Annotated in this window: 24 protein-coding genes; 8 read left to right on the top strand and 16 right to left on the bottom strand. The window is 64.2% G+C overall.

All coding sequences use genetic code 11. The features are described 5' to 3' along the window. Window positions 1–2 precede the first annotated feature (2 nt). The gene (locus tag OE747_RS10395) at window positions 3–2,360 is read left to right on the top strand and encodes an ABC transporter permease (protein ID WP_263828536.1); all 2,358 of its coding nucleotides are present in this window, start codon (window positions 3–5) and stop codon (window positions 2,358–2,360) included. Continuing rightward, complete coding sequence (locus OE747_RS10390) at window positions 2,360–3,610, top strand: efflux RND transporter periplasmic adaptor subunit (protein WP_263828535.1); 1,251 nt, start codon at window positions 2,360–2,362, stop codon at window positions 3,608–3,610. Before OE747_RS10395 ends, OE747_RS10390 begins: the two co-directional genes overlap by 1 nt. Before the next feature lie 39 nt (window positions 3,611–3,649). Here the strand turns inward: OE747_RS10390 and OE747_RS10385 are convergent, their stop codons facing one another. Then, a complete protein-coding gene (locus OE747_RS10385) occupies window positions 3,650–5,158 on the bottom strand; it encodes a fumarate hydratase (RefSeq protein WP_263828534.1) in 1,509 nt (502 codons plus the stop codon). Between the two features lie 240 nt (window positions 5,159–5,398). On the opposite strand from OE747_RS10385, the gene OE747_RS10380 reads away from it, so the two are divergent. Then, window positions 5,399–6,292, top strand: coding sequence for an alpha/beta fold hydrolase (locus OE747_RS10380; RefSeq protein WP_263828533.1), 894 nt, complete (start codon window positions 5,399–5,401; stop codon window positions 6,290–6,292). Window positions 6,293–6,315: 23 nt separating this feature from the next. Next, window positions 6,316–7,614, top strand: coding sequence for an NAD(P)H-dependent oxidoreductase (locus OE747_RS10375; RefSeq protein WP_263828532.1), 1,299 nt, complete (start codon window positions 6,316–6,318; stop codon window positions 7,612–7,614). Here OE747_RS10375 and pqqE read toward each other — a convergent pair. The 15 genes from pqqE to OE747_RS10300 form a co-directional block, all read right to left on the bottom strand. Continuing rightward, window positions 7,593–8,681, bottom strand: coding sequence for a pyrroloquinoline quinone biosynthesis protein PqqE (gene pqqE, locus OE747_RS10370; protein WP_263828531.1), 1,089 nt, complete (start codon window positions 8,679–8,681; stop codon window positions 7,593–7,595). The two genes, OE747_RS10375 and pqqE, sit on opposite strands and share 22 nt — an antisense overlap. Beyond that, a complete protein-coding gene (gene pqqD, locus OE747_RS10365; RefSeq protein WP_263828530.1) occupies window positions 8,678–8,965 on the bottom strand; it encodes a pyrroloquinoline quinone biosynthesis peptide chaperone PqqD in 288 nt (95 codons plus the stop codon). The genes pqqE and pqqD overlap by 4 nt, the downstream gene beginning before the upstream one ends. Beyond that, complete coding sequence (gene pqqC, locus OE747_RS10360; protein WP_263828529.1) at window positions 8,962–9,687, bottom strand: pyrroloquinoline-quinone synthase PqqC; 726 nt, start codon at window positions 9,685–9,687, stop codon at window positions 8,962–8,964. Before pqqC ends, pqqD begins: the two co-directional genes overlap by 4 nt. Beyond that, a complete protein-coding gene (pqqB, locus tag OE747_RS10355; protein ID WP_263828528.1) occupies window positions 9,684–10,571 on the bottom strand; it encodes a pyrroloquinoline quinone biosynthesis protein PqqB in 888 nt (295 codons plus the stop codon). The genes pqqC and pqqB overlap by 4 nt, the downstream gene beginning before the upstream one ends. A 27-nt stretch (window positions 10,572–10,598) precedes the next feature. Continuing rightward, the gene (gene pqqA, locus OE747_RS10350; protein ID WP_263828527.1) at window positions 10,599–10,706 is read right to left on the bottom strand and encodes a pyrroloquinoline quinone precursor peptide PqqA; all 108 of its coding nucleotides are present in this window, start codon (window positions 10,704–10,706) and stop codon (window positions 10,599–10,601) included. 86 nt (window positions 10,707–10,792) lie between these two features. Continuing rightward, window positions 10,793–13,006, bottom strand: a complete 2,214-nt coding sequence (locus tag OE747_RS10345) for a PAS-domain containing protein (protein WP_263828526.1) — start codon at window positions 13,004–13,006, stop codon at window positions 10,793–10,795. A 6-nt stretch (window positions 13,007–13,012) separates the two neighbouring features. Further along, entirely contained in the window at window positions 13,013–14,182 is a 1,170-nt protein-coding gene (locus tag OE747_RS10340; RefSeq protein ID WP_263828525.1) for an FIST N-terminal domain-containing protein, read from the bottom strand. Window positions 14,183–14,227: 45 nt separating this feature from the next. Continuing rightward, the gene (locus OE747_RS10335) at window positions 14,228–14,917 is read right to left on the bottom strand and encodes a response regulator (RefSeq protein WP_263828524.1); all 690 of its coding nucleotides are present in this window, start codon (window positions 14,915–14,917) and stop codon (window positions 14,228–14,230) included. 150 nt (window positions 14,918–15,067) lie between these two features. Further along, the gene (locus OE747_RS10330; protein WP_263828523.1) at window positions 15,068–16,846 is read right to left on the bottom strand and encodes a PQQ-dependent methanol/ethanol family dehydrogenase; all 1,779 of its coding nucleotides are present in this window, start codon (window positions 16,844–16,846) and stop codon (window positions 15,068–15,070) included. A 290-nt stretch (window positions 16,847–17,136) separates the two neighbouring features. Further along, on the bottom strand, window positions 17,137–17,544 hold the full coding sequence (locus tag OE747_RS10325) for a c-type cytochrome (RefSeq protein WP_263828522.1): 408 nt from the start codon (window positions 17,542–17,544) through the stop codon (window positions 17,137–17,139). A gap of 113 nt (window positions 17,545–17,657) precedes the next feature. After that, window positions 17,658–18,449, bottom strand: coding sequence for an ABC transporter permease (locus OE747_RS10320; RefSeq protein WP_263828521.1), 792 nt, complete (start codon window positions 18,447–18,449; stop codon window positions 17,658–17,660). Beyond that, the gene (locus tag OE747_RS10315; RefSeq protein ID WP_263828520.1) at window positions 18,446–19,165 is read right to left on the bottom strand and encodes an ABC transporter ATP-binding protein; all 720 of its coding nucleotides are present in this window, start codon (window positions 19,163–19,165) and stop codon (window positions 18,446–18,448) included. The genes OE747_RS10320 and OE747_RS10315 overlap by 4 nt, the downstream gene beginning before the upstream one ends. Continuing rightward, the gene (locus tag OE747_RS10310; RefSeq protein ID WP_263828519.1) at window positions 19,162–19,602 is read right to left on the bottom strand and encodes a cupredoxin domain-containing protein; all 441 of its coding nucleotides are present in this window, start codon (window positions 19,600–19,602) and stop codon (window positions 19,162–19,164) included. The genes OE747_RS10315 and OE747_RS10310 overlap by 4 nt, the downstream gene beginning before the upstream one ends. Before the next feature lie 14 nt (window positions 19,603–19,616). Then, window positions 19,617–20,573, bottom strand: coding sequence for a YVTN family beta-propeller repeat protein (locus OE747_RS10305; RefSeq protein WP_263828518.1), 957 nt, complete (start codon window positions 20,571–20,573; stop codon window positions 19,617–19,619). A 3-nt stretch (window positions 20,574–20,576) separates the two neighbouring features. After that, window positions 20,577–21,749, bottom strand: coding sequence for an ABC transporter substrate-binding protein (locus OE747_RS10300; RefSeq protein ID WP_404818309.1), 1,173 nt, complete (start codon window positions 21,747–21,749; stop codon window positions 20,577–20,579). 159 nt (window positions 21,750–21,908) lie between these two features. Between OE747_RS10300 and pedF the strand changes: the two genes are divergently transcribed. The 4 genes from pedF to OE747_RS10280 form a co-directional block, all read left to right on the top strand. Then, window positions 21,909–22,583, top strand: coding sequence for a cytochrome c-550 PedF (gene pedF, locus OE747_RS10295; RefSeq protein ID WP_263828517.1), 675 nt, complete (start codon window positions 21,909–21,911; stop codon window positions 22,581–22,583). Between the two features lie 17 nt (window positions 22,584–22,600). Next, entirely contained in the window at window positions 22,601–23,500 is a 900-nt protein-coding gene (locus tag OE747_RS10290) for a transporter substrate-binding domain-containing protein (protein ID WP_263828516.1), read from the top strand. 85 nt (window positions 23,501–23,585) lie between these two features. Beyond that, window positions 23,586–24,113, top strand: coding sequence for a CoxG family protein (locus tag OE747_RS10285; RefSeq protein ID WP_263828515.1), 528 nt, complete (start codon window positions 23,586–23,588; stop codon window positions 24,111–24,113). 32 nt (window positions 24,114–24,145) lie between these two features. Next, the coding region (locus OE747_RS10280; protein ID WP_263828514.1) for a (2Fe-2S)-binding protein at window positions 24,146–24,560 on the top strand (415 nt) is incomplete at its 3' end.

The raw sequence follows: 24,560 nt of genomic DNA, 5'->3' as shown, positions 1-24,560 counted from the left end.
ACATGTCACCGCTGACGCGCAAACTGGGCCGGGACCTGTGGCGGATCCGGGGACAGGCGATTGCGATCGCCATGGTGATCGCCGTTGGCGTGCTGCTTCAGGTGATGCAAAGCGGCCTTGTCGTCAGCCTCGAGGAGACGCGGGGTGCCTATTATGACCGGTACCGGCTGGCCGAGGTCTATGCGCCGGTGACCCGCGCTCCGGAACGTCTGTTTCAGGACGTGCAGCGGATACCAGGTGTGGCCGCCGCCGAAGTTCGGGTCTCGGGTGCCGCGCTCATCGACCTGCCGGGGCTGGAGGTTCCGGTGCGGGCGCGCGCGCTGTCGCTGCAACGCGAACCCCGGTTGAACGCGGTGCTTCTGACCGAAGGCCAACCCCTTGCCGCAGACAGAACGGACCAGGTTCTGCTGCTGGACAGTTTCGCAAAGGCACACGGGCTGGGGCCGGGCGACCGGATCAGCGCCACGATGAACGGCGCGCGGCACAGATTCTCGATCGCCGGTCTCGCGATGTCGCCCGAGTTTCTGTACAGCACCGCCCCGGGCGAGATGGTACCCGACGATGCCCGCTTTGCCGTGATCTGGATGGCGCCGAGCGCGATTGCCTCGATGTTCGACATGGATGGCGCCTTCAACGAGGCCCTGATGTCGCTGGAGCGCGGCGTGGATGTGGCCGGCGTGATATCCGAGGCGGACCGGATGCTCGACAGCTATGGTGGCGCTGGCGCCTATGCGCTTGAAGATCTGCCTTCGGACACCTTTATTTCGCAGGAAATCAACGGGTTGCGTCAGGTTTCCGCAGTGGTTCCACCGGTATTCATGGCGGTGGCGGCGTTCCTGCTCTACATCGTCATTTCGCGCCTTGTGGAGTCCGAGCGGCGCGAGATAGGGTTGATGAAGGCGTTCGGCTATACCGACTGGGAAGTCGGGGCGCATTACCTCAAGCTGGTTCTGGTGATCAGCCTCGGCGGCGCCGCGCTGGGCAGTGTGCTGGGGATACTGGCGGGGCGGGCTCTGATAGATGCTTACCTGATCTACTACAAGTTTCCCTTTCTGGTCTTTCGCCTGGATCCGTCCAGTTTCGCCATTGGATTTGGTGCCAGCGTGGCGGCGGCGTCTGCTGGTGGGCTGCTGGTCCTGCGCCGGGTCTTTGCCCTGACACCGGCGGTTGCGATGCGCGCGGCGGCTCCCGCCGACTTTCACCGCGCACGCCCGTTTCATGGGGTGTTGGCGCGCTGGCTCGACCAACCCACGCGCATGGTCCTGCGCCGCCTGGCGCGCGAGCCGCTTCGCATGGCAGGCGCGGTCGCCGGGGTGGGCGCCGCGACCGCGTTGGCTGCTGCGATGGCGTCGCTGCTGGCCAGTTTCGACGACATGGTCGAAGTGTCGTTCAGCGACATAGACCGCAGCGATCTGATGGTGTCGTTCACCCATCCGGTGGCCGGGCAGGTGCGCTTCGATCTCGCAGCGCTGCCCGGGGTGATCGAGGTGGAGCCGGTCCGCGTGGTCGATACCGTGTTCCGCAATGACCGCTACAGCCATCGTGGCGCGGTCAGCGGGCTGGTGCCCGCGCCGCGCCTGTACCGCGCCGTAGATGCCGAGGCCAGTTCGATTGCCATCCCTGACCATGGGCTGATCCTGTCGCAGGGACTGGCGGACAAGCTTGGGGTCGTTCCCGGGCAACACGTGACGCTCGATGTGCGCGAAGGCCGCCGCCCAAAGGTCGAGGTTCAGGTGGCCGCCATCGCGGAATCCCTGATCGGATCTCCGGCTTTCATGCAGTATGAAGCGCTGAACCGGCTGTTGGCGGAACCCGGGCGGATCTCGGTGGCCTATCTGCGCGTCGACAAGGACAAGGCAGGCGAGGTCTATCACCGCCTCAAGGACATGCCACAGGTCGCCGGTGTTGCGATCAAGGATGAAACCCGCTCCGCCATGCGCAGGATGATGGACCAGGGCGCGGGTGCGATGCGCTACGTGATGGCGGTGATCGCGGGCGTCATCACCTTTGGCGTCATCTACAATGCGGCCCGGGTGGCGCAGGCCGAACGTGAACGGGATCTGGCGGGGCTCAGGGTTCTGGGTTTCACCCGGGTCGAGGTCGCCTTTGTCCTGCTTGGGGAACTGGCGGTTGTGACCCTTCTGGCCCTTCCCGTCGGGGCGCTGGGCGGCTATGGACTCAGCTTTGCGATTTCGGCGGGGTTCAGTACCGATCTCTACCAGATACCGGCGCGGTTTGGCCTCGAAAGCTTTGGTCAGGCCACCGCCATCGTTGTCGTGGCGGCGCTGGTATCGGGTTGGGTGGTGAAACGTGATATCGATCGAACCGATCTGGTTCTGGCGTTGAAGAACAGAGAGTGATGACCGTGCCCCGGCAAAACAGCAGAAGATCCCGTTCCGTCCTAACCGCAGGTGCCATTGTTCTGGTGGGCGGTTTCCTGGCTCTGGCGTTCTGGCCCCGGCCGGTTCTGGTCGACATGGCCGAGGTGGCGCGCGGGCCGATGATGGTGACCATCGACGAAGAGGGGCGGACTAGGGTCAAGGAACCCTATGTGGTCTCCTCGCCCGTCGCCGGAGAGTTGCAACGGGTAACCGTGCTGCCCGGCGAACGGGTCGTGGCTGGTGAGACCATAGTCGCCCAGATGCGCCCGGCCAAACCCTCGGTTCTGGATGTGCGCACGCGTGAGCAAGCCCATGCGGCGGTGACCGCGGCCGAGGCCGCGCTCAGACTGGCGCATGCCGACCTGAACGCGGCGCAGGCAAAGTTCGATTTTGCCGAAAGCGATCTGGAGCGGGCAAGAACTCTCGTCGAGCGGGGGGTTGCCAGCGCGGTGACGATGGAACGCGCCGAACAGGCCGCCCGGGTCGCTCGCGCCAACCTGGACACGGTGCGGGCCGCCATTGCCATGCGCGAGGCGGAACTGGCCAATGCCCGCGCGCAACTGATCGGTTTTGACGATGTCGCGCTGGCCACCGCGCTGGCCGACAGCGTTCCGGCGGATTATGGCATTCCGCTGCGGGCGCCGATCGACGGCACCATCCTGAAGGTCTTCAAGAAGAGCGAAACCACCCTGCCTGCGGGCGAGCCGATCCTCGAGATCGGCGACATTCAGGGTGATCTGGAGGTGATGGCCGAACTGCTGTCCTCGGATGCGGTACGGGTGACGGTGGGCGACCCGGTGATCATCACCAACTGGGGCGGTGACACCGACCTGAATGGCACGGTTCGCCGGATCGATCCCTATGGGTACACGAAATTCTCGGCCCTGGGCGTCGAGGAACAGCGCGTGGAGGTGACGGTCGAGATCGGAACTTCGGCGACCGAGAGGCTTTCGCTGGGGCATGGCTATCGGGTCGAAGTGCGCATCGTTGTCTGGAACAGCGAAGATGCGCTGGTGGTGCCTTCGGCTGCGCTGTTCCGGCATGGCGGGGAATGGGCCGTCTTTGCCGTGCGCGATGGCCGGGCGGTTCTGACCATGGTCGAGGTGGGGCAGAACAACGGGCGCGAGGCCGAAATCCTGTCGGGCATTGGCGAAGATGATCGCCTGATCCTGTTCCCGTCTGCGGAACTCAAGGACAACGCCCGGGTGGCGCAGCGCCAGTTCGATTGAAAAAGCCGCCCGTATCGTGTCCGGGCGGCTCCTTGTCTCTTAGCCCGCGGCAACCGGGTTACGCCGCCATTTGGCGGGGCCGGTGATATGGATCGAGTTTCCTTGGGTGTCGACGGCAACGGTCACCGGCATGTCCTCGACCTTCAGCTCATAGATGGCTTCCATCCCGAGATCCTGGAACGCCACCGGCTTCGCCGCCTTGATCGCCTTGGACACCAGATAGGCCGCGCCGCCAACGGCGATCAGATAGGCCGCCTTGTGCCTGGCAATCGCCTCCAGCGCCACCGGACCGCGTTCGGCCTTGCCGATCATCACCTTGAGGCCCGTATCGGCGAGGATACGGTCGGTGAACTTGTCCATCCGGGTCGAGGTGGTCGGGCCTGCCGGGCCAATGGCCTCGTCGCCCACGGCGTCCACCGGACCCACGTAATAGATCGCCTTGCCCTTCAGATCGACCGGCAGCGGCTCGCCCCGGTCCAGCATCTCGATCATCCGCTTATGCGCCGCGTCGCGCCCGGTATAAAGCGTGCCTGACAGCAGCAGCGTCTGGCCGGGTTCCAGCGTGGCCAGAACCTCGTCCGTCAGATCGTCGAGGTTCAGCTTGGTCGCCTGTGCGCCTGCCTTCTCCAGCAGGATCTCGGGGTAGAGATCCATCGGCGGCGGGGTGAATTCGGCGGCGCCCGACCCGTCGAGCGTGAAATGCACATGCCTTGTGGCCGCGCAATTGGGGATCAGGCCCACGGGCAGCGAGGCCGCGTGGGTCGGGAAGCTCTTGATCTTGACGTCAAGCACGGTGGTCACCCCACCCAACCCCTGGGCGCCGATGCCCAGCGCGTTCACGCGGTCATAGATTTCCAGCCGCAGTTCCTCGGTCTTGTCCGAGGGGCCACGACGCAGCAGATCGGCCATGTCCAGCGGCTCGTTCAGCGCCTGTTTGGCCAGCGCCATCGCCTTGTCGGCATTGCCGCCGACACCGATGCCCAGCACGCCTGGCGGGCACCATCCGGCGCCCAGCGTCTCGACCGTCTGCACCACCCAATCGGCCACATTGCCCGAGGGGTTCAGCGTGGTGAACTTCGACTTGTTCTCGGATCCGCCGCCCTTGGCCGCGACCTCGACGTCGATCTTGTCGCCCGCCACCATCTCGACCGTCAGCATGCAGGGCGTGTTGTCGCCCGAATTCTTGCGGCTGCCGAAAGGATCGACCACCACCGAGGCGCGCAGCGGGTTGGTGTCGCGCTGGTATCCCTGCCGGGTGCCCTCGTCGCAGATATCTTGCAGCGAGCGGGTGAAGTCGGTCTTGGCCTGCACCCCGATCTTGACATGGATATTCGCCGCGCCGGTGTCCTGACAGATCGGGCGGCGACCCATGGCGCACATGCGCGAGTTCACCAGGATCTGCGCCATCGCGGCCTTGGCGCCGGGGTTCTCCTCGCGCTCCCAGGCGCTGGTCATGGCGCTGATGAAATCGGTCGGATGATAGTACGAGATGTATTGCAGCGCCTCGGCGATGCTCTCGATCAGGTCGCTTTCGCGGATAACGCCCATGACGATCCTCCTGGGTCTGCCGGGATCTGCCTGCCTCGGCGCTGCCCGGATTGCCTGTTTCTCCTGTTGCGCGGATGCGGAATGGTGCGGAACAGGGGGTTCCCGCGGGGTTTAGCGCGATTCCGGTATGCACTGCCATACCGTTTAACGCGGTGCGGCTTCGCGCCCTAGGCCGGGCTTGCCAGAGGCGCGGATGTTTCGCAGTCTGCCTGAACAGGACGACATCTGGAGGTTGGAGAATTGCAACGAAAATCGGTCAGGGCAGGAGTTCTGGAGATTGCCTATCTGGAAACCGGTCCGGCAGATGGCTGGCCCTGTATCCTGAGCCATGGCTTTCCCTATGACGTGGAAACCTATGCCGAGACCGCCCCGCTGCTGGCCGAATCCGGAGCGCGGGTGATCCTGCCCTACCTGCGCGGCTATGGTCCGACGCGGTTCCTGTCGCCGGACACGCCGCGCTCGGGCGAACAGGCGGCGCTGGCCGCGGATCTGCTGGCGCTGATGGATGCGCTGGGGATCGGGCGCGCGGTTCTGGGCGGGTATGACTGGGGCGGCCGGGCGTCCTGCATCCTGTCCGCTCTCTGGCCGGAGCGGGTGGTGGCTCTGGTCACCGGCAATTCCTACAACATCCAGAACATTCCCCGTTCGGGTGAGCCGGAAGCGCCCGAGATCGAGGCGACCTATTGGTACCAGTACTATTTTCATTCCGAGCGGGGCCATCGCGGATTGCAGCGGGACCGGCGCGCCATCGCGCGCACGCTCTGGCGGATGTGGTCGCCGAAATGGGCGTTCGGCGACGCTGTCTTCGGCCGCAGCGCGCCCGCCTTTGACAATCCCGATTTTGTCGAGGTGGTGATCCATTCCTACCGCCACCGGTTTGGGCTGGTGCCCGGCGACCCCGCCTATGCCCATATCGAGACGCAATTGGTGGCGCAGCCGCCGATTGCCCTGCCGACCGTGGCCATTGACGGCGACAGTGATGGGGTGAATGCGGGAACCGCCGGGCATCGCAGCCGGTTCACCGGCCCGTTCGATTACCGCGTTTTCCGCGACGCAGGCCACAACCTGCCACAGGAAAGGCCCATCGAATGGGCGCAAGCGGTGCTTGACGCCCGCGCCATGGCGCAGGCTTAGCGCGTCAACAGGGAGGAGAGCGCATGAATCTTGCAAGACTGGCCGCTGAGCGCGCCGAAACCGGACACCCCGTGACCGCCGCCCTGATCGGCGCGGGCAAGTTCGGCTCGATGTTTCTGAGCCAGGTGCCGACAATCGCAGGACTCCGGGTGAGCGCTATCGCCGACCTGGACCCGGAGCGCGCCCGCGCGGCCTGCCGCGCCGTGGGCTGGAGCGAGGAACGCATCGCCGCCACTGCCTTTGTCGAGGACGGTCGCGCCCTTGCGGCACGGGACGATGTCGAGGTGATCATCGAGGCCACCGGTGATCCGCGCGCGGGCATCGCCCATGCACAGGCCGCCATTGCCGGGGGCAAGCATGTCGTGATGGTCAATGTCGAGGCGGATGTCCTGGCGGGGCCCGCACTGGCGCGCGCCGCGCGAGAGGCCGGTACGGTCTATTCCATGGCTTATGGCGACCAGCCCGCTCTGGTCGCGGAAATGGTCGATTGGGCGCGGGCGACAGGGTTTCGCGTCGCTGCGGCGGGCAAGGGCACAAAATACCTGCCCGCCTATCATACTGTCACTCCGGATGAGGTCTGGGACCACTATGGCCTGACCGCCGAGGAGGCGGCGCGGGCGGGCATGAACCCCAAGATGTTCAACTCTTTCCTAGATGGTACCAAAAGCGCCATCGAGATGGTCGCCATCGCCAATGCCTGCGGTTTGGATGTGCCGGATCAGGGGCTGTCCTTTCCCCCCTGCGGGGTCGACGACCTGGCGCATGTGTTGCGTCCGCGCGCGGTGGGCGGGCAGCTGGATCGGTCGGGCATGGTCGAGACGATCTCCTCGCTCGAACGGGACGGGCGCCCGGTCTACCGCGATCTGCGCTGGGGCGTCTATGTGGTGCTTGAGGCGCCGAACGACTATGCTGCCGCCTGTTTCCGACAATACGGGTTGCCCACGGACAGCACGGGGCGTTTTGCGGCGATGTACAAGCCTTTTCACCTGATCGGGCTGGAGCTGTCGGTCTCGGTTCTCTCGGCGGCGCTGCGGCGCGAACCCACCGGCATGGCGCGCGAGATGCGGGGAACGGTTGCCAGCGTCGCCAAGCGGGGGCTGAAAGCGGGCGAAATGCTGGATGGCGAAGGCGGCTATACCGTCTGGGGCAAGGCGCAACCGATTGCCAAGGCGGCAGATGCCTTGCCTATCGGGCTGGCCCACGGACTGCGATTGCGCCGCGATGTTGCGGCAGGCGAGGTGCTGACCCTTGCGGATGTGGAGCTCGACGGTGACCCGGTACTCGATCTCTACCGAAGCTGTCAGCGCGGGGCGACGCGATAGGTAAACTCTGCCCCTTCGGCAGCGCGCATGGCATCCTCCAGCAGCGCGGTGACCCGGTGGTGATCCGGCGATTTGCGGCAGACCGGATCGGTGGCTGCCGCATCCCCGGCGATGGCCAGCGCCTGGCACCGGCATCCGCCGAAATCGACGCTCACGCGCTCGCAACTGCGGCAGGTCTCAGGCAGGAAGTCCGTGCCGCGATAGGCATTGAACGCATCGCTGTCATACCAGATGTCGCGCAGGCTCCGCTCGGTGATGCGGTCGAACCGGAGGTGCGGAATGGTCTCGGCGGCGTGGCAGGGCAGGACCTTGCCGTCCGGCGCGATGTTCAGCCCCGCCGATCCCCAGCCGCCCATGCAGGACTTGGGGAAGTCCGAGTAATAGTCGGGCGGCACGAAATCAAACGCCAGCGTGCCGCGCAACCGCGCCTCGGCCTCGGCCACCTTGCGCTTGGTCGCCTCCGTCTGTTCGCGAGTGGGAAGCAGGGCGGCACGGTTCCGGGTCGCCCAGCCGTGAAACTGGACACAGGCGACCTCAAGCCGCCGCGCCCCCAGTTCGACCGCCATCTCGATGGTGCGGTCGAGATCGTCGAGGTTGTGCCGGTGCATCACCGCGTTGAGCGTCAGGGGAATGCCCCGCGCCTTGATCTCCTGCGCAACGGCCATCTTGCGGGCAAACCCACCCTTGTAGCCGCCGATCCGGTCGGCCAGATCGGCCCGCGTCCCTTGCAGCGACAGCTGGATATGGTCCAGCCCCGCCGCCTCCAACGCGTCGAGCCGGTTGGGTGTCAGGCCGATACCGCTGGTGATCAGGTTGGTGTAGAGCCCCGCCTCATGCGCCGCGCGGGTCAACTCGGGCAGATCGGGGCGCGAGGCCGGCTCGCCGCCTGAAAGGTGCAATTGCAACACGCCCAATTCCGCCGCCTGGCGGAAGGCGTCGGCCCAGACATCGGTGGCCAGTTCCGACTGGCGCCCGACCATCTCGACCGGGTTCGAGCAATAGGGGCACGACAGCGGGCAGCGATGCGTCAGCTCGGCCAGCATCGCGATGGGGGGCGGCGCTGTCATGGCCGCACCATCAGGAACACGCGGGCGCGCAGCCCTTGCAGAAAGGTCTGCACGTCGCCCTCGATCTGCGCGCGCGGCGCGCTGTATGTCGCGGCCAGGTCATCGACGATCTCGGCAAAACTTGCCTGGCCGTTTACCCGGCTCAGGATCGCCGCGCCGATGGGGTCGAGCGCCACCGCCTTTTCCGGGGCCAGCAGCACCTGATCGCCGCGCAGGTGATCGGCCCGCATCCGGACGCCGCGCGGCAGGTACGGCCGGTCACCTGGAGCAAGCGTCAGTGTCATGCCATGCCCTCGCCGGGGCGCCAGGCCCCCGGGGGCACATGACCGTCGACATAGGCGCCCCAGAGCGCATCGAGCTGCGCCCAGAGCACATCGGTCTTGAACACCAGCGCGGCACAGGCCATGTCCTCCTTCTCGGGCGTGTCGGCATGGTCCAGCACCCATTTCAGCCCATAGGCCACATCCTTTGGTGCCTCGGTCAGGCGCTTGCGGAAGTAGCTGAGGCTGCTGTCGTTGGCGAAGTCATAGTGTTTCAACAGGCCCTCGATCCGGTTCTCGTGGATCTTTGGAGCAAAAAGCTCGGTCAGCGAGGAGGCGACCGCCTGAAGCAAGGGCTGTTCGCGCACATAATGGACATAGGCCTCGACCGCGAAACGGGTCGCGGGCAGGATGCCCGCACCCGAGGCCACATAGTCCGGGTCGAGCCCGACCGCCTCGGCCAGTTTCAACCAGCGCCTGAGGCCGCCGCCCTCGGTGATACCGCCATCGTGATCCTCGATCCGCGAGCGCCATTCGCGGCGAATATCGGGATCGGTGCAGCGCGACATGAAGGCCGCATCCTTCATCGGGATCGCCGCCTGATAGGCCCAGCGGTTGATCACCCAGGCGCGTACTTGGTCAGGTGTACATTGGCCGCCATGCAACCGGTGATGAAACGGATGCCTGTCGTGGTAGCGTTCGGCGCCGATGGCGCGCAGGCGGGTTTCAAGGCTTTCGCGGCTCATGTCAGAATCTCCATTCCGTCCTGTGCAACCTGCCAGCCGTGACGTTCGACATGGGCCCGTTCGTCGCTGCCGGGGCGCCAGACTGGGTTGGTGTTGTTGATATGCACAAAGATCTTGCGCGCCGAGAGCGGTGCCAGCCGGGCAATCGAGCCTTCGGCGCCGGAGATCGAGATATGGCCCATCCGGCGCCCGGTCTTGATCCCGGTGCCGCTGCGGATCATCTCGTCATCGTGCCAGAGCGTGCCGTCGAACAGCAGATGATCCGCATCCGCCAGCCGGGTCAGCAGGTCGTCAGGTACATAGGCGCAGCCGGGGATGTAATAGGCGACGGATCGCTCGTCGGACAGGCGCAGCCCGACCGTCTGTTCGCCGATCAGGTCGGTATCGACGCTCTCGCCCTCCAGGAACAGCGGAACCTTGCCCGGGACCGCGAACAGCGTCGCCTCCAGCCCCTTATGAAGGGAAAACGACGTATTGAGGGACACGGTCTGGCGCGTAACCTTGTCATGCGAGACCGCGTCAAAGATGCGGTTCTCGTCCAGGATCGCGTGGATCTCGCCGGTGGCGAACAGGCTAAACGGCGTCTGTTCGCGCAAGGACAGCAGGCCCGCGATATGGTCGATGTCGCCATTGGTGAGCAGAACCGAGAACACCGGAGACCCTCTGAGGCCCTTTGGATGCAGGGCAGGGGTCGCAAGCATCTGTTGTCGGATATCGGGCGAGGCGTTCAGAATAGACCAGTGTTCACCGTCGGCGGAGACCGCCAAAGACGATTGGCCGGACGGCCTGAGCCGTCCGGCGCGTGCATCGTTGCAATTGGCACAGCCGCAATTCCATTGCGGCAGGCCACCTCCGGCCGCGGCACCCAGTACGATGATATGCATCTGCCCGGGCCTCCGCGGTTGGAATGATCAGAACAGCGGGTCGGCGCCGCGGCCGCCTTCGTCCTCTGCCGGGGCGTACATGTTGATTTCCATGCCGCAGTTCACTTCGCGAATCTTGGGCGTTGTCCAGGCCATTTTCCACCTCCACTGGCTGGTTGTCTGATCTCAGACTAACCCAGCCTGCCGCTCGGGCATATTCTCCTTTGGTCTTAGGGAGGGGTTCAGCGGATGGCCGGTGATACCGATGACAGGAAGGATCGCAAGGCTTCGACCGCCACCGGTTTGTGAAACAGCAGCCAGTCATGCCTTGCGCAGGTCTCGATGATCACGGGTGTGCGCGACGCCGTGATGACACAGGACGGGACCGGGCCGATTTGCTCCTCTATCCGGGCCAGGACATCGGTTCCCAAGGCACCGTTGTCGAGTTGCCAGTCCGCGATGATCGCATCCGGCAGGATGCCTTCGGTCCCGATCAGGTCCATCGCCTGGTCTCCGTCCGCAACGGGGAGGACACACACGTCCCAGGCTTCCATCGCGACCGTCATGGCATTGCGCAGCTCGCCGTCGTTTTCGATCAGCAGCACGATCAGCCCACCCAGGCCGGTTTCGTTCCCTCTTCCGTTGCGGTTCGACACTAGGCCGCTGAAATCTGGCGCGTGTGAGGTCGCAAGCTCAACCAGAAACCCCGACCCGCGATCGACGGTGGAAACAAGATCCAGCGGGTGGCCGAGCAGGGCGCAGGCCCGCTCGACGATCGCCAGTCCCAGCCCCATGCCCTCGGCGGCCGAGGCGGCGGAATCCAGACGCTGAAACTCGCGAAAAATGATGTCGCGCTGCTCGGGGGCGATGCCGGGGCCGGTGTCCCAGATTTCCAGCCGCACCGAATGCGCCCGGTGCCGTACGCCGACCAGGATCTTGCCGCGCGCGGTATAGCGGATCGCGTTGACAAGCAGGTTCTGGGCGATGCGCCGCAGATAGGTGAAATCCGACAGAACTATCGCCTCTGTCGGCACCACCCGCAGATCCAGCCCCTTGGCCCGGGCGATCGGCCCCAGCTCCTCTGCCAGCTGGGCAAGGATATGGCCCAGCGAGACCGGCGCGCGGCTGACCGCGGCCTTGCCCGAATCCAGCGTCGAGATATCCAGCAGCGCCTCGAGTATCGTTTCGACGCTGTCCAGCGAACGGCGGGCTTTTTCGGCGATCAGATGGGGCTGGTCCGGGTTCTGGCCCGGCTCGATGGACGCGATATAGAGCTTGGCCGCTGAAAGCGGCTGCAACAGGTCATGGCTGGCCGCCGCAACGAACCGCGATTTCGATGCATTCGCTCGTTCCGCCTCGGACAGGGCATCGGCGAGTTCAAGGGTGCGCTCCGCGACGCGGGCTTCAAGCATCTCGTTGGCCTGCTGGATCGCGCGCACAGCCGCCCGTTCCGCCGACACATCGCTGAAGGAGATCACGAACCCTTTGTCCGGCATTTCCTGAGCATGAACCGAGAGGGTCTTGTTCTGCCCCTGCCGGATCTCGAAACTGATCGCGGGGCGCGTCTCGATCGATGTCACCCAGTCGCGGATGTCGTCATGGGTGATGCCGCTGGAATAAGACGACATCTCTGCGAACCCCTCGAACAGTGAAAAGAACCCCATCCCCATCGAGAACTTGCGCGCCGGGATCGACAGCATCTCGCCCACGCGTTGATTCCAGCCGGCCAGGCGCGCCTGGTTGTTGAAGATGCAGACACCCTGATCGAGATGCTCCAGCGTGGCGCGGATCAGCCGCGCTTGGTCGTCCAGCATCCGTTCGCGTTCCAGCCGCTCCAGCCGCATGATGTCGCTGACGTCGGTTTGCAGGATCACGGTTCCGCCGTCGGGGGTCCGGTGCTCGCTGACCTGAACCCAGCGGCTGCCCACCATCCGCACGTTGAAAATGACGTGGTCGTCCTGGTGGCGGCGCATCCGGCCGTCGGCCCATTGTGCCGAGGTCATGTTCTCGGGCAGCGACAGGTAGCGAGAGCCACTGACAAGATCGACATACTGGCGGAACGAGATGCCCGGGCGAAACCCGTCGCGGATATCGGGCATGTGCAGGCCAAAGCGCGAGTTGCACATCACCAGCCGCTCGTCCGGATCGAACAGCGCAAACCCCTCCTGCACCGTCTCGATCGCGTTGGCCAGGTTCGAGCGGGCCTCTTCGGTGGCGCGGTTTGCCTCGGCAAGACGGGCGTTTGAATCGTTGAGCAGGTCCAGCGCCCGCTCCAGGTCCCGGGTCCGGTTGCGGACCTCTTCCTCCAGCAGCGCGGCGCGTTCGAACTGCGCATAGGCGGCGCCGGAGTCGTCCACCGCCTGTTCGACCCGTCGCATCAGCGCGGCATTGATCTTGGCCAGTTTCTCGATCTGCCGTTCCGGCGTGTCGTTGGGATTGATCAGGGACGCGGTCATACCGGTTCAAACCTCTTCGGGCGGATAGATCGCAACTCCGGTCAGCGTCTGGTTGACATGCATGGAATTGAACTGTTCGCCATAGGTCGAAAAGCCGATGACCTTGTTTTCGCGCAGGATTTCCGAAAGCTTGTTGATCACCTGGTTCTCCTGGGCCTCCAGCCGACGCAACAGACAGTCGCAGCCCAGAATAACGGCGGGGGCGCCATCCCTCGACAATCGGGCCATTTCCTCGCGCAGATGCCCGGGCATGTCGCGGGCATCGGCCAGCGTTAGCACCAGCCCTTCGTCGATTGCCGAAAAGAACACCAGATCGCCGTCCTCGGCCACTCTCTGGATCGACCGGACGTGATGCTGGCCACCGATGCGCACCACAACGGGATGCGCCGCGAAGGTAAAGGTGGTCAGTTGCTCGGGGTCCTTGCCCAGAATGCGCGCGTATTCACGCGCGGCGGGTTCAGCGTTGATCTCGTGCACGGTGCGGCGCACCGGGTCGGCGCCGGTCACCACCATGCGCTGCTCGGACGGGATCAGGTGATCGGTCTTGAACACCTGGATCGGGCAGCGGGTGCGCACCTGCATCAGCACTGCCGCATTGCTGTGCGCCTGACAGTCGTAGAACACCAGTGTCCTCCGAAAGGTCTCGCCGTCCCCGGCGGAGCCACCGAACATCTGGACCGGACCCAGGCCTATGGCAAGATCGGAAGCCAGCTTGTCTTCGAGGGTCGACAGACCATCGACCAGAAGAAAGTTGAATTCGTACCGCCAGTCCGGGCGCGCGACCGCCAGATCGTTGCGTGTCCGGATCATCCGGTCGACCGTCGACTGGACGTCATAATCGGACAGGTTGGGAACCAGCCCGGTTTCGATCCGAAAGTTCTCCTGGGGAAAGCCGATGGCGACGATTTCGCCCTCGGTATAGCCTTGGGCCGAAATTTCGCCCGCGGTTGTGCAACCGACGACCCGTGTTCCGGGCAGGGCGTCGGACGCATCCTTCAGCACCCGACCGGCATCGGCCTCGGGGCTGACAAACAGGATGACCAGTTCCAGGCCATCCTTACCCATCCTGTCGGCCAGTACATGAACCGGATTGGTCACGTCATGCCGAACCGAAGCGGTGCGCAACACCACCCGCCCGGCCCGTGCCCCCGGTTCAGGACCCTGCGTTAGGTCCAATGGCTCCTCCCTGGTAACCTGTCCTTCAGGTTACTCGTGTTTCCTTCACTCTGACAAGAAACTCGAAAAACTGGTTTTCTTCGCGATAAGCACCGCCTGCGTGCGGCTTTGAACGCCCAGTTTGCGCATGATCGCGGTCACATGCGCCTTGACCGTCGTCTCGGCAATCGACAGGTCATAGGCGATCTGCTTGTTCAACTTGCCCTCACATACAAGCTGCAAGATCCGCGCCTGCTGATTGGTCAGCGCCGAAAGCCGCTCGATCGCGTCCTCGACGGCGGGGGCTTCGGCATCCTCTCGGGTAACTTTCTGATATCCATCGGGGACAAAGACCTCGCCCTTTGCCACCGTTTCGACGGCGATGCGGAACACATCGCGCTGGGAATGTTTGGGAACAAAACCAGAGGCGCCCGCACTGACAACCCCGGATATCACCCGGCTGTCGGTCAGCGACGACACCACGATCACCGGCGCCTTTGCCGCAGTGCGCATCCTCACCACGCCCTCCAACCCGTCCACGTCCGGCAGGTTGAGGTCGAGAATGATGAGATCCGGCTTGCCCTTGCTGACCAGAAACTCCAGCGCGTCTTCAAGCCGCGATTCCGTATCCACTTTGCGAATGCCCGAGACCGCTTGCAGCGTCATCGACAGCGCATCGCAGAACAGCGGATGATCGTCGACGATCAGTGCCGAGGTGAATGTTTGCGCCGTTGCGGCCGAAGCTGGGATCTGCATGTGACGGGCCATCGCTCTGTTCATGACCCAAGTGTACCAAGGCGAACCGGAATGACCATTGGCCAAAGGTCGAATGTTCGGATCGCCTGTGGACAAAAGGAAACGCGCGCCTCGGTCGGCGCGCGTTCCTGTGCTTGTCTGCTGTCGTGCTCAGTTTGCGGCGGCCAGCTGCTTGGGCAGCTTGAAGGTCCAGAGCGTGCCGCCCTGGTTGAGATAGTTCACCTTCTTGGCGACCTCGCCCCCCCAGAGCGGCACCGCGCCGCCCCAGCCGGAAATGACCGAGACATATTGCTCGCCGTCCATCTCCCAGGTGACCGGCTGGCCGACAATGCCCGAGCCGGTCTGGAACGACCACAGGATCTCGCCTGTCTCGTCGTCAAAGGCGATGAACTTGCCCTCGGGTGTACCGGTGAACACCAGCCCTCCGGCGGTGGTCATCACGCCGGCCCAGAGCGGGGCGTCGTTCTTGAACTCCCACTTCAGCTCGCCGGTATCGGGGTCGATCGCCTTGAGGCTGCCGATATGGTCCTCATAGTTCGGCTTGATGGTAAAGCCCGCACCCAGATAGGCCGCACCCTTCTTGTAGGTGATCGGCTCGTTCCAGATATCCATGCCCCATTCGTTCGAGGGCACGTAGAAATTGCCGGTCTTCTGGCTGAAGGCCATCGGCATCCAGTTCTTGCCGCCCAGGAACGAGGGCGAGGCAAAGATCACTTCGCCCTTGGCGCCATCGGCCGCTGCCGCCGGGTCGCCCGGACGGTTGTCCTCGTTGAAGATCGGGCGGCCGTTCTCATCCAGCCCCGAGGCCCAGGTGATATCCTTCACAAAGGGCACGCCGCGCACGAATTTGCCATCCTCGCGGTTGAGCACATAGAAGAACCCGTTGCGGTCGGCGGTGGCCCAGCGCTTGTTGCCGTCGCGGTCGGTATAGGCCACGACCTCGTTCACACCGTCATAGTCCCAGCCTTCGCGCGGGGTGGTCTGGAAGTGCCACTTGATCTCGCCATTGTCGGGATTGATGCCGATGCGGCTGGCGGCATAGAGGTTGTCGCCCGAACCATCGTTGTTCTGACCCGCATTGCGCAGCCAGCTGTTCCAGGGGGCGGGGTTGCCCGCGCCAAAGACCAGCGTATCGGTCTCGGCGTCATAAGAACCGCCCAGCCAGGTGGCGCCGCCGCCGGTCTTCCACATGTCGCCCGGCCAGCTGGCGTTCAGCGTGCCCGTCATGGTGCTTTCCTGGCCCTTGAAGGTGCCCATATGGCCCTCGATCACCGGACGGGTCCAGACAATCTCGCCGGTCTCGGCGTCGCGCGCCTGCACTTCGCCCACGATGCCGAACTCACCACCCGAATTGCCGGTGATCACCAGCCCCTTCACGATCAGCGGCGCGGCGGTATAGGAGTAGCCCGCCTTGTAATCGGCGATCTTCTTGTTCCAGACTACGTCGCCGGTTTTCAGATCCAGCGCCACGATGCGGGCGTCGAGCGTGCCGAAATAGATCTTGTCGCCATAGATGGCGCCGCCCCGGTTGATCACGTCGCAGCAGGGCAGGATTCCCTCGGGCAGGCGGGCGTCATACTGCCAGAGCTCTTCGCCGGTGTTGACGTCGATGGCATACATCCGGCTGTACGAGCCGGTGATATACATCACCCCGTCATGGATCAGCGGCTGGGTTTCCTGCCCGCGCTGTTTCTCGCCGCCCAGGCTGAAGGCCCAGGCGGGCATCAGGTTCTTGACGTTGCTCTTGTTGAGCGTGTCGAGCGGGCTGTAGCGTTGCAGGTTGCGCCCCATCCCGTTGGTCAGCACGCTGGCGGTGTTTGCCTGGTCGTTGGCCAGGTCCTCTTCGGTGACACCGGCGGCCATCGCGCCGGACTGCCAGCCAGCGGCCGCGATCAGCCCTGAGGCTGCGGCCATGACAAAACGATTCATCATTATCCTCCCTTGTATCCTCTCCTAGCCGGATCACCCCGAGAGACCGGGCGTTTGGCTGTCCGGCATTATTGGAACGAACGGGCTCGCGGGAAATTGAACAAAGGTCGTAGGGTCAACTTGGGGCGGTTACTCGGCGGGTGAAAAGGCACGGCCGATGTGCGTGTTTCGGTCGTCGGGTGCGCTCTCGAAAGTTCAAGTGGCGAGTAAAGTATGACTTTTAGTGATTTGATATAAAGATGATAAATAAATTGCGCCGGCGCCTTTTGGCGCCGGCCGTTTCGTGCATGTCAGTCCGAGATCTTCTTTGGATCGCGTTGCGAGATACTGCCCAGATAGGCCAGGATAAAATCCTGCACCGTGCGGTCTTCGATCTCGACGTGGCGCATCTTGGTGCCGGGCATAAAGCCGGTTTTGTCTTCCATCCAGGCGCGCAGCGCGGCCGGAGTCCAGACGATGCCCGAAGCTTCGAGCGCAATGGAATAGTCGTAGTCGGGATAGGTGCCCGCACCGCGCCCGACTACGTTTTCCAGCGGCGGGCCATAGCTGTCATGAGTGATGTCCGAGGCATGGCAGCGGCGGCATTCGGCATCGAACAGGGCGGCACCGGCGCCGATCTTGATCTGGTCGAACTTGGTATCGGCAAAGCCGGGAGTTGCCAGCAGCAAGGCGGCAAGCGCGAAAGGAACGGATTTCATCTGACTCTCCTGAATGAAGTCTCCGCCAAGGCGGTCCGTGTCGCGCGTTTCCGTCCCGACCCATAGCAACAGGGGCCGGAACTTTCCTTTGATCTTTGGTCGTAGCCCGGCACTCAGCCCTTGCGCCGCAGCAGGCCACGCGCCGGGTCATAGCCCCAGACCGCCAGGACAAAGAAGATCGCCCCGGCCAGAACGGTCCAGCCAAGCGCCGGGCCGTTGAACTGGCCATAGAGCGCGAACCGGATGAACTCGACCGCGTGGGTAAACGGGTTCACGGCGCAGATATCCCGCAACACCATCGAGCTTTCGGCCATCTTCCACAGCGGGTAGAGCGCGGTGGACAGAAAGAACATTGGGAAGATCACAAAGTTCATCACCCCGGCGAAATTCTCCAACTGCTTGATCAGCGAGGACAGCGCCAGCCCCAGCGCGCCCAGCATGATGCCCGCCACTGCCAGCGCGGGCAGCACCGCCAGATACCCGATCAGGGGCATGCGGATGCCAAACGCCGCCGCCACGGCCAGAAACGTATAGACTTGCAGGATCGAGATTGCCGTCGACGCCACCAACCGGCAGAACAGCAGCCACCAACGCGGCAGCGGTGCGGTCAGCAACAGCCGCATCGAGCCCATCTCGCGGTCATAGACCAGGCTCAGGCTGGATTGCATGCCGTTGAACAGCAGGATCATGCCACAGAGGCCCGGTAAGATGTAAACCTCGTAGGTGATATAGGTCTGATAGGGCGGCGCGATCGACAGGCCCAGGGCCGCCCGGAACCCCGCAGCAAAAACCAGAAGCCAGATCAGCGGCCGCACCAGCGCCGCCACGAACCTACCGCGCTGCCGGACGAACCGCTGCGCCTCGCGCAGGACGATGGCGTTGAGTGCGACAAAAGCATGCCTCATGGCGGGCCTGCCGTCTGTTTCAGGAAATGATCCCGCAACCCCTGCGAGCCGCGCAGTTCACCGGCCAAACCCTCCTGCAACAGCCGTCCGTGATGCAGGATCAGCAGGTGGTCGCTGTCTTCGATCTCGTCGGTCAGATGCGTGGCCCAGAGCACGGTCAGGCCGCTATCGCGCGACAGGTCGTGTACATGATCGGTGATCGCCTTGCGGCTGGCCGCATCCAGTCCCACCGTCGGCTCGTCCAGCAATAAAACCGAGGGCGCGTGGATCAGGCAGCGCGCGATCTCGGTTCGGCGCCTGTGGCCACCGTTCAGGTCGCGTGCGCGCTCCTGCGCGCGCTCGGCCATGCCCAACCGTTCCAGCGCCGCGTCGATGCGGCTGCCCGCTTCGCGCCCGGATAACCCATGCAGGGCGGCGAAATAGCTCAGATTGCGCCGCACCGTCAGGTCGAGGTCCAGCGTCGGCTGTTGAAACACGACGCCGATCCGGGCCAGCGCCGCGCGCGGCGCGCGCGCAAGGTCGTGACCGGCAATCTCGATGCCTCCGTCGCGCGCCGTGAAAAGCCGCGTCAGAAGGGAAAACAAGGTCGATTTGCCAGCCCCGTTCGGCCCCAGGAGCGCCGCGAACCGGCCTTTCGGGACGTCGAAACTCACCTCGTCCAGCGCCCGCCGGGGCCCGTAGCTGTAACTCAGGTCGCGGACCGTCAATCCTGTCACTTGATGGTGATCTCCAGCCTCTGGGTGTCGCCGGTGCTGCCCGGCACTTTCAGATGGTATTGTCCCGGCTTGATCGCGACAAACCCGATCTCCATCACACCCGCCTCGTCAAACTCGATGGAATCGAGCCCAAGCGGGCGGATTTCCAACCCCTCAACCACGATCTCGTCGATCCAGATGGCGCGAAAGAACTCGGGCCCGACCAGCGCCAGTTCCTGACTGCCGTCACCCTGGATCTCGAACTCGTAATATGTGCCCGAGCGCAACTCCCATTGCGCCTGGGCCAATGGCTCCCCAGCCGAGAGAATGATCGGCGGCAGGTCCTCCTTGTTCGAGGCCGACAGTATACCGGCCAGACCATAGCCGCGGTCTTCACCATCCGCTATGGCCGGAACGGCAAGGGTGCAGGCAAGACTGCAAAGCAAGCTTCTGATCATCGGCTGTCCTTTCTTCATGGGCGCAAAGCGGCGCCCCAGGGGAACCGCCCGACCTTGATCGTCTTGACGGGCGTACGCCGGGCGACATCAATCACGGTCACATCCCCCGAGACGCCATTGGTGGTGAACAACAGCGACTTGTCGCTGTTGAACGCCATATGCCAGACCCGGCGGCCCACAAGAATGTATTCTTCGACCTCATAGGTGGCGGTATCCACCACCGCGACATGGTTCGACGGCCCCAGCGCGACAAAGGCGGTATTCTCGTCCGCCGTTACCTCGAATCCGACCGGTTGCACCCGGTCCGGGTGTACGCCACGGATGTCAAAGGCGATCTTGACCTTCTCGGTCTGGCTGGCGACGTCGAACACGGTCACCGTGCCACCGATTTCCGAGCTGACCCACAACTCGGCCCCGTCATGCAGGAACTCGGCATGGCGCGGGCGGGCATCGACCAGCGTATTGGCGAACAGCGCATGGGTCTCGGTGTCGATCCAATGCGCCATATTGGTGGTCTCGGATGTGGTGATCACGATCCGCCCGTCCGGGCTGACCGCCATGCCCTCGGGCTCGATGCCGACGTCGATTTGGGCCACAACCGTGCGGCTCTGGGTATCGACCACGGTTGTCACCGCGTCATCCTCGTTGGCGATCCACAGATGGCGGTCGTCGGGGTGCAGCACGAACTGTTCCGGGTCCTCGCCCGAAGGCAGGTCAAACAGGATCTGCCCGGTCTCGGGGTCCATCACCTGCACCGTGTCACTGTCGGACGCACAGATGTAGACCCGGCTGAAATCGCGGGAAAAGGTGATCCCGCGCGGCCGCTCTCCGGTGGGAATGGTGCGCGTCACCTCCAGGGTGGCGACATCGATCACGCTGATCGTGTCGTCCTTTTCATTGGTCACCCAGATTTCTTCGGCGCCCAGGGGGGCGGCAAGGGACAGCGGCAAGAGCAAGGGGGCAAGCCTCATGGTTCACTCCTGAAAGGCCGTGCAGCGGGATTCGGGCGCATCGAGGCCCAATGTGTCGAGTTCGTTGCGCTGGTGCAGGAAGCCTTCGACCGGCGCCTGCATCACCATCGCGCGGTTGGTGACCAGCGGGATGGGCTGGCGCAACTGGCCATTCCAGGTGCGAAAGCTCATCGGGCGGCCCTTGAACCCGGCGAGTTCAAAGGCATCGGACAGGATATAGGCGCGCAAGGTTGCGGGATCGGCGCTGTTGGTGCGGGTCACCGCCTCGCCCAACACCCGCATGGCGGCCCAGGCGGCATAGTCGCGGTCCCGCATGTCGCGCCGGGTGAGTTTTTGGAACCGCGATTGCAACTGCGCCGCGCCCCATTGTTCAACCACCCGCGACCAGGCTACGGGCACCAGCCCCTCGGACCCGGCGACGGGGCGCGGCAGCCAGGTGTTATAGGCGATGTAGCGGCCGAAATCCCCGGTCTCATCGGCCACCAGCAGCACGTCATGCTCGGGCAGGTCCTGAGTGAACAGCGGCACCTCCTGGCTGGCATTGCGCCGCATGTCGGCATCAAAACGCCACTCGCGTTCCCCCACCAGCTTCAGCCCGAATTTCTGTGCCGAGCGTCGCAGGGCATCGGCAAAGGCGTGGTCCACCGCATGTTCGCCCGTGACCAGCGCAAGCCTGGCAAAACGCTTGCGAAGAAGCACCTGCATCAGCGCATCCGCCCGCATCGCCTCGGAGGGCAGGGTATGGAACAGGTTCGCCCGGCAATTGGCATCCCGCAACCGCGTGTCCGGCGCGGAGACGTTGAAGATCATCGCGCCCGCCGCCTCGGGCAGATCGGCCACCCGCAGGATATCGTCGGCGGGGGCATCAAGCAGCAGGAACGGGGACGCGGCCAGCATGTCCCGCGCCGCTGCCAGCAGGTCGCCGCCGGGGGCGATCTCGGCAACCTCCAACGCATAGGCATGACCCAGAAACCGGCCGCTGCTCTGGTTGTCGGACAGGCCCAGTTGCGCACCGTCCACGCCTTGTGTCTCCGGCACCGGATCGAGGTTCGACAGGACCGCAGGCTCCTCGATCCCCTGTTTCAGATAACCGACAGACAAAGTCATCTCGGCCTGAGCCGCACCGGACATCAGGCTAAACACCAAACCGGCGGCGCATCTCGCAAGCTGTTTCATCGGTCCTGTCCTCTCCCGAAGGAAAGCTATTCCCCCGGCGCGCCCCGCGCCTATTCGACCAAAGTCCCAATTCCCCGACGGATCAAACCAAGGTCGAATACCGGCATTGGAATTCAGGCGCTATCACCGGCCCCGAGTGAGGATACTGGAGGAACCAAGATGCTTGACGCAATCAAGGTCAGCACGATCGCGATGGTGCTGGGGGCGGGGATGGCCTGGGCGCATGGCGACGTCGCGCCGCAGCCCGTCAACACAGACGCCCTGCCGGATGTGGGCGAGGAGTGGCTGATCGAAAACCCTTATCGGGCAGAGACCGCAGGAGAAGAGGTCTGGCGGGCTGCGATCACAATCGGAGACTCGGGCTACAACCAGAACTGCGCGCGCTGCCATGGGCTGGGCGTCGTCTCCGGCGGTTTGGCGCCGGACCTGCGCTATCTCGAGGCTGCCGAATATGGCGATGAATGGTTCGTGGAACGGTTCCGTGACGGCTATACCCAGAACGGCATCACCAAGATGCCCGCCTTTGGCGAGCTTCTCGGGCAAAAGGCGGCCTGGGCGATCCGTACCTATATCGAGACCCGGCCCGATGACGGCGCGCTCGACGAATACACGCCGCGTCTCAAGGAAATCCGTGACATCCTTGCCGACGGGGGCGGCGATACGGCGACCCTCTCCGAAGAGCTGTGGCAGATCGCTGGCAAGGTCGAGACCGCCTCAGGCGCCCCGGTCGCTGACAGCGCGGCCTCGCGCGCGGCGGAACTGATCTCGGGCGCCAGCCCGGATTTCACCGGCGCGGCCGAGGCGCTGACCATCGGCCTGTCGGCCGCGCATTGACGGGCGGGCGGTTGCGGATGATCGGACGGCGCGTCTTTCTGAGTTTGCTGCTGATCGGGCTTGCGGGCCCGGCCCTGGCTGAAACGCGCTGTTCGGACGTGGTACCGCAGGCCCGGCCACAGAACACCGCCCGGGATATCGTCGGCGCCGACCTCGACCAGATTCAGGAGCGCGGCTGGATCGAGTTCGCGGTCTACGAGGATTTCCCGCCCTGGAGTTGGGATGAAAACGGCAAGCCCCGGGGTGTCGATATCGAGATCGGCCGCCTGATCGCCGAAAGCCTTGGGGTCGAAGCGCGCTTCAACCTGGTCGCTGCCGGAGAGAACCTCGATGCCGATCTTCGCAACTGGGTCTGGAAGGGGCCGGTTGTCGGCGGTCGGGTGGCAAACGTGATGCTGCATGTCCCTTATGACAGCGCCTATGCCTGCCGGGTCGAACAGGTCGTGTTCACCGGCCAGTACCATGTCGAAAGGGTGGCAATTGCCTATCGGACCGATGCCTATCCCGAGGAAAAGCCGGTTCCGGCCTATTTCCGCTTTGACACGGTGGCGGTCGAAAACGACTCGATCTCCGATTTCTACCTGACCTCCTTTCCTGGTGGGCAGCTGGGCGGCAACATCCACCGCTATCCCGACATGGCGGCGGCGATGACGGGACTGGCAGCGGGAGAGACCAAGGCCGCCATGGGTCCGCTGGCCCAGCTCGAATTCGGCACCGCCCAGGGGATCGGGGTGCACACGCCGCCACTGCCCGGCTTTGGCGTCGGCAGCTGGACGGTCGGGGTCGCCGTGCATTTCGCCTATCGCCCGCTGGCCTATGCGGTGGACGACGCGATCCTGACCGGAATTCAGGACGGGCGGATCGCCCAGATCTTTCAGGCCCACGGGCTGACTTTCTCGGCCCCCGAGCTGCGCTAGATCAGGCGCATCTACACCCAAGGTCGAATGGAACAATCAGGCCGCGCCGCATAGCGTAGGCCATAACAGACGGAGACGGAACGACATGGAACTGAGCGACTCCAAGGTGATCGCGGCCGATCGTGCCACGGTTTGGGCCGCATTGCTGTCCCCCGAAGTGCTGAAGGACTGCGTGCCGGGCTGCCAAGAGATGTCCGGCAATGCCGCGGACGGGTTCGAGGCCACCGTGATGCAAAAGGTCGGTCCGGTAAAGGCGACCTTCAAGGGCGCGGTTGTCCTGTCGGATATGGTGGAACCCGAAAGCCTGACGCTCTCGGGCGAGGGCAAGGGCGGCGCCGCCGGATTTGCCAAGGGCGCCGCAAATGTGCGGCTGGATGAAAACGCCGATGGCAGCACCACGCTGCATTATGTGGTCGAGGCCAAGGTCGGCGGCAAGCTGGCGCAGCTGGGCAGCCGCATCATCGACGGCTTCGCCCGCAAGATGGCGGATCAATTCTTCACCCGCTTTCAGGAGGTGGTTGAGGGGCCGGGCGCGCCCGAGGGCGATGTGCCGGACACGGCGCCGGATGGTGAAAAGAAGAAAGGCTGGTTCAAACGCGTGATTGGCGGTTGAGCCGGGCAAAGGCATCTCGAAGGGAGGAAGGAATGGCTTCAATTTCAATGACTGTGAACGGTCGTGCTGTAGTAGGTACGGTTGAGGGTCGTGAGTTGTTGAGTGGTTTTTTGCGGGATCATCTGTCGTTGACGGGGACGCATGTTGGGTGTGACACGGGTCAGTGCGGGGCCTGTGTTGTGCATGTGGATGGTGTTGCGGTGAAGTCGTGCAACATGCTGGCGGCGGAGGCGGATGGCTGTTCGGTCGCGACGATCGAGGGTCAGGCGGCGCCGGACGGGACGCTGAACGCGTTGCAGCAGGCGTTTCAGGATCATCACGGGCTTCAGTGCGGGTTCTGCACGCCGGGGATGGTGATGTCTGCGGCGGTGCTGCTCAAGGAGAACCCGACGCCCAGCGAGGCCGAGGTGAGGGCGCATCTTGAGGGGAACCTGTGCCGCTGCACCG

It is taken from the genome of Ruegeria aquimaris, assembly GCF_025751555.1.
Classification (GTDB): Bacteria; Pseudomonadota; Alphaproteobacteria; order Rhodobacterales; family Rhodobacteraceae; genus Ruegeria_B; species Ruegeria_B aquimaris.
Note: the sequence above shows the minus strand (reverse complement) of the source record. Positions and strands in the feature narration are given on the sequence as shown.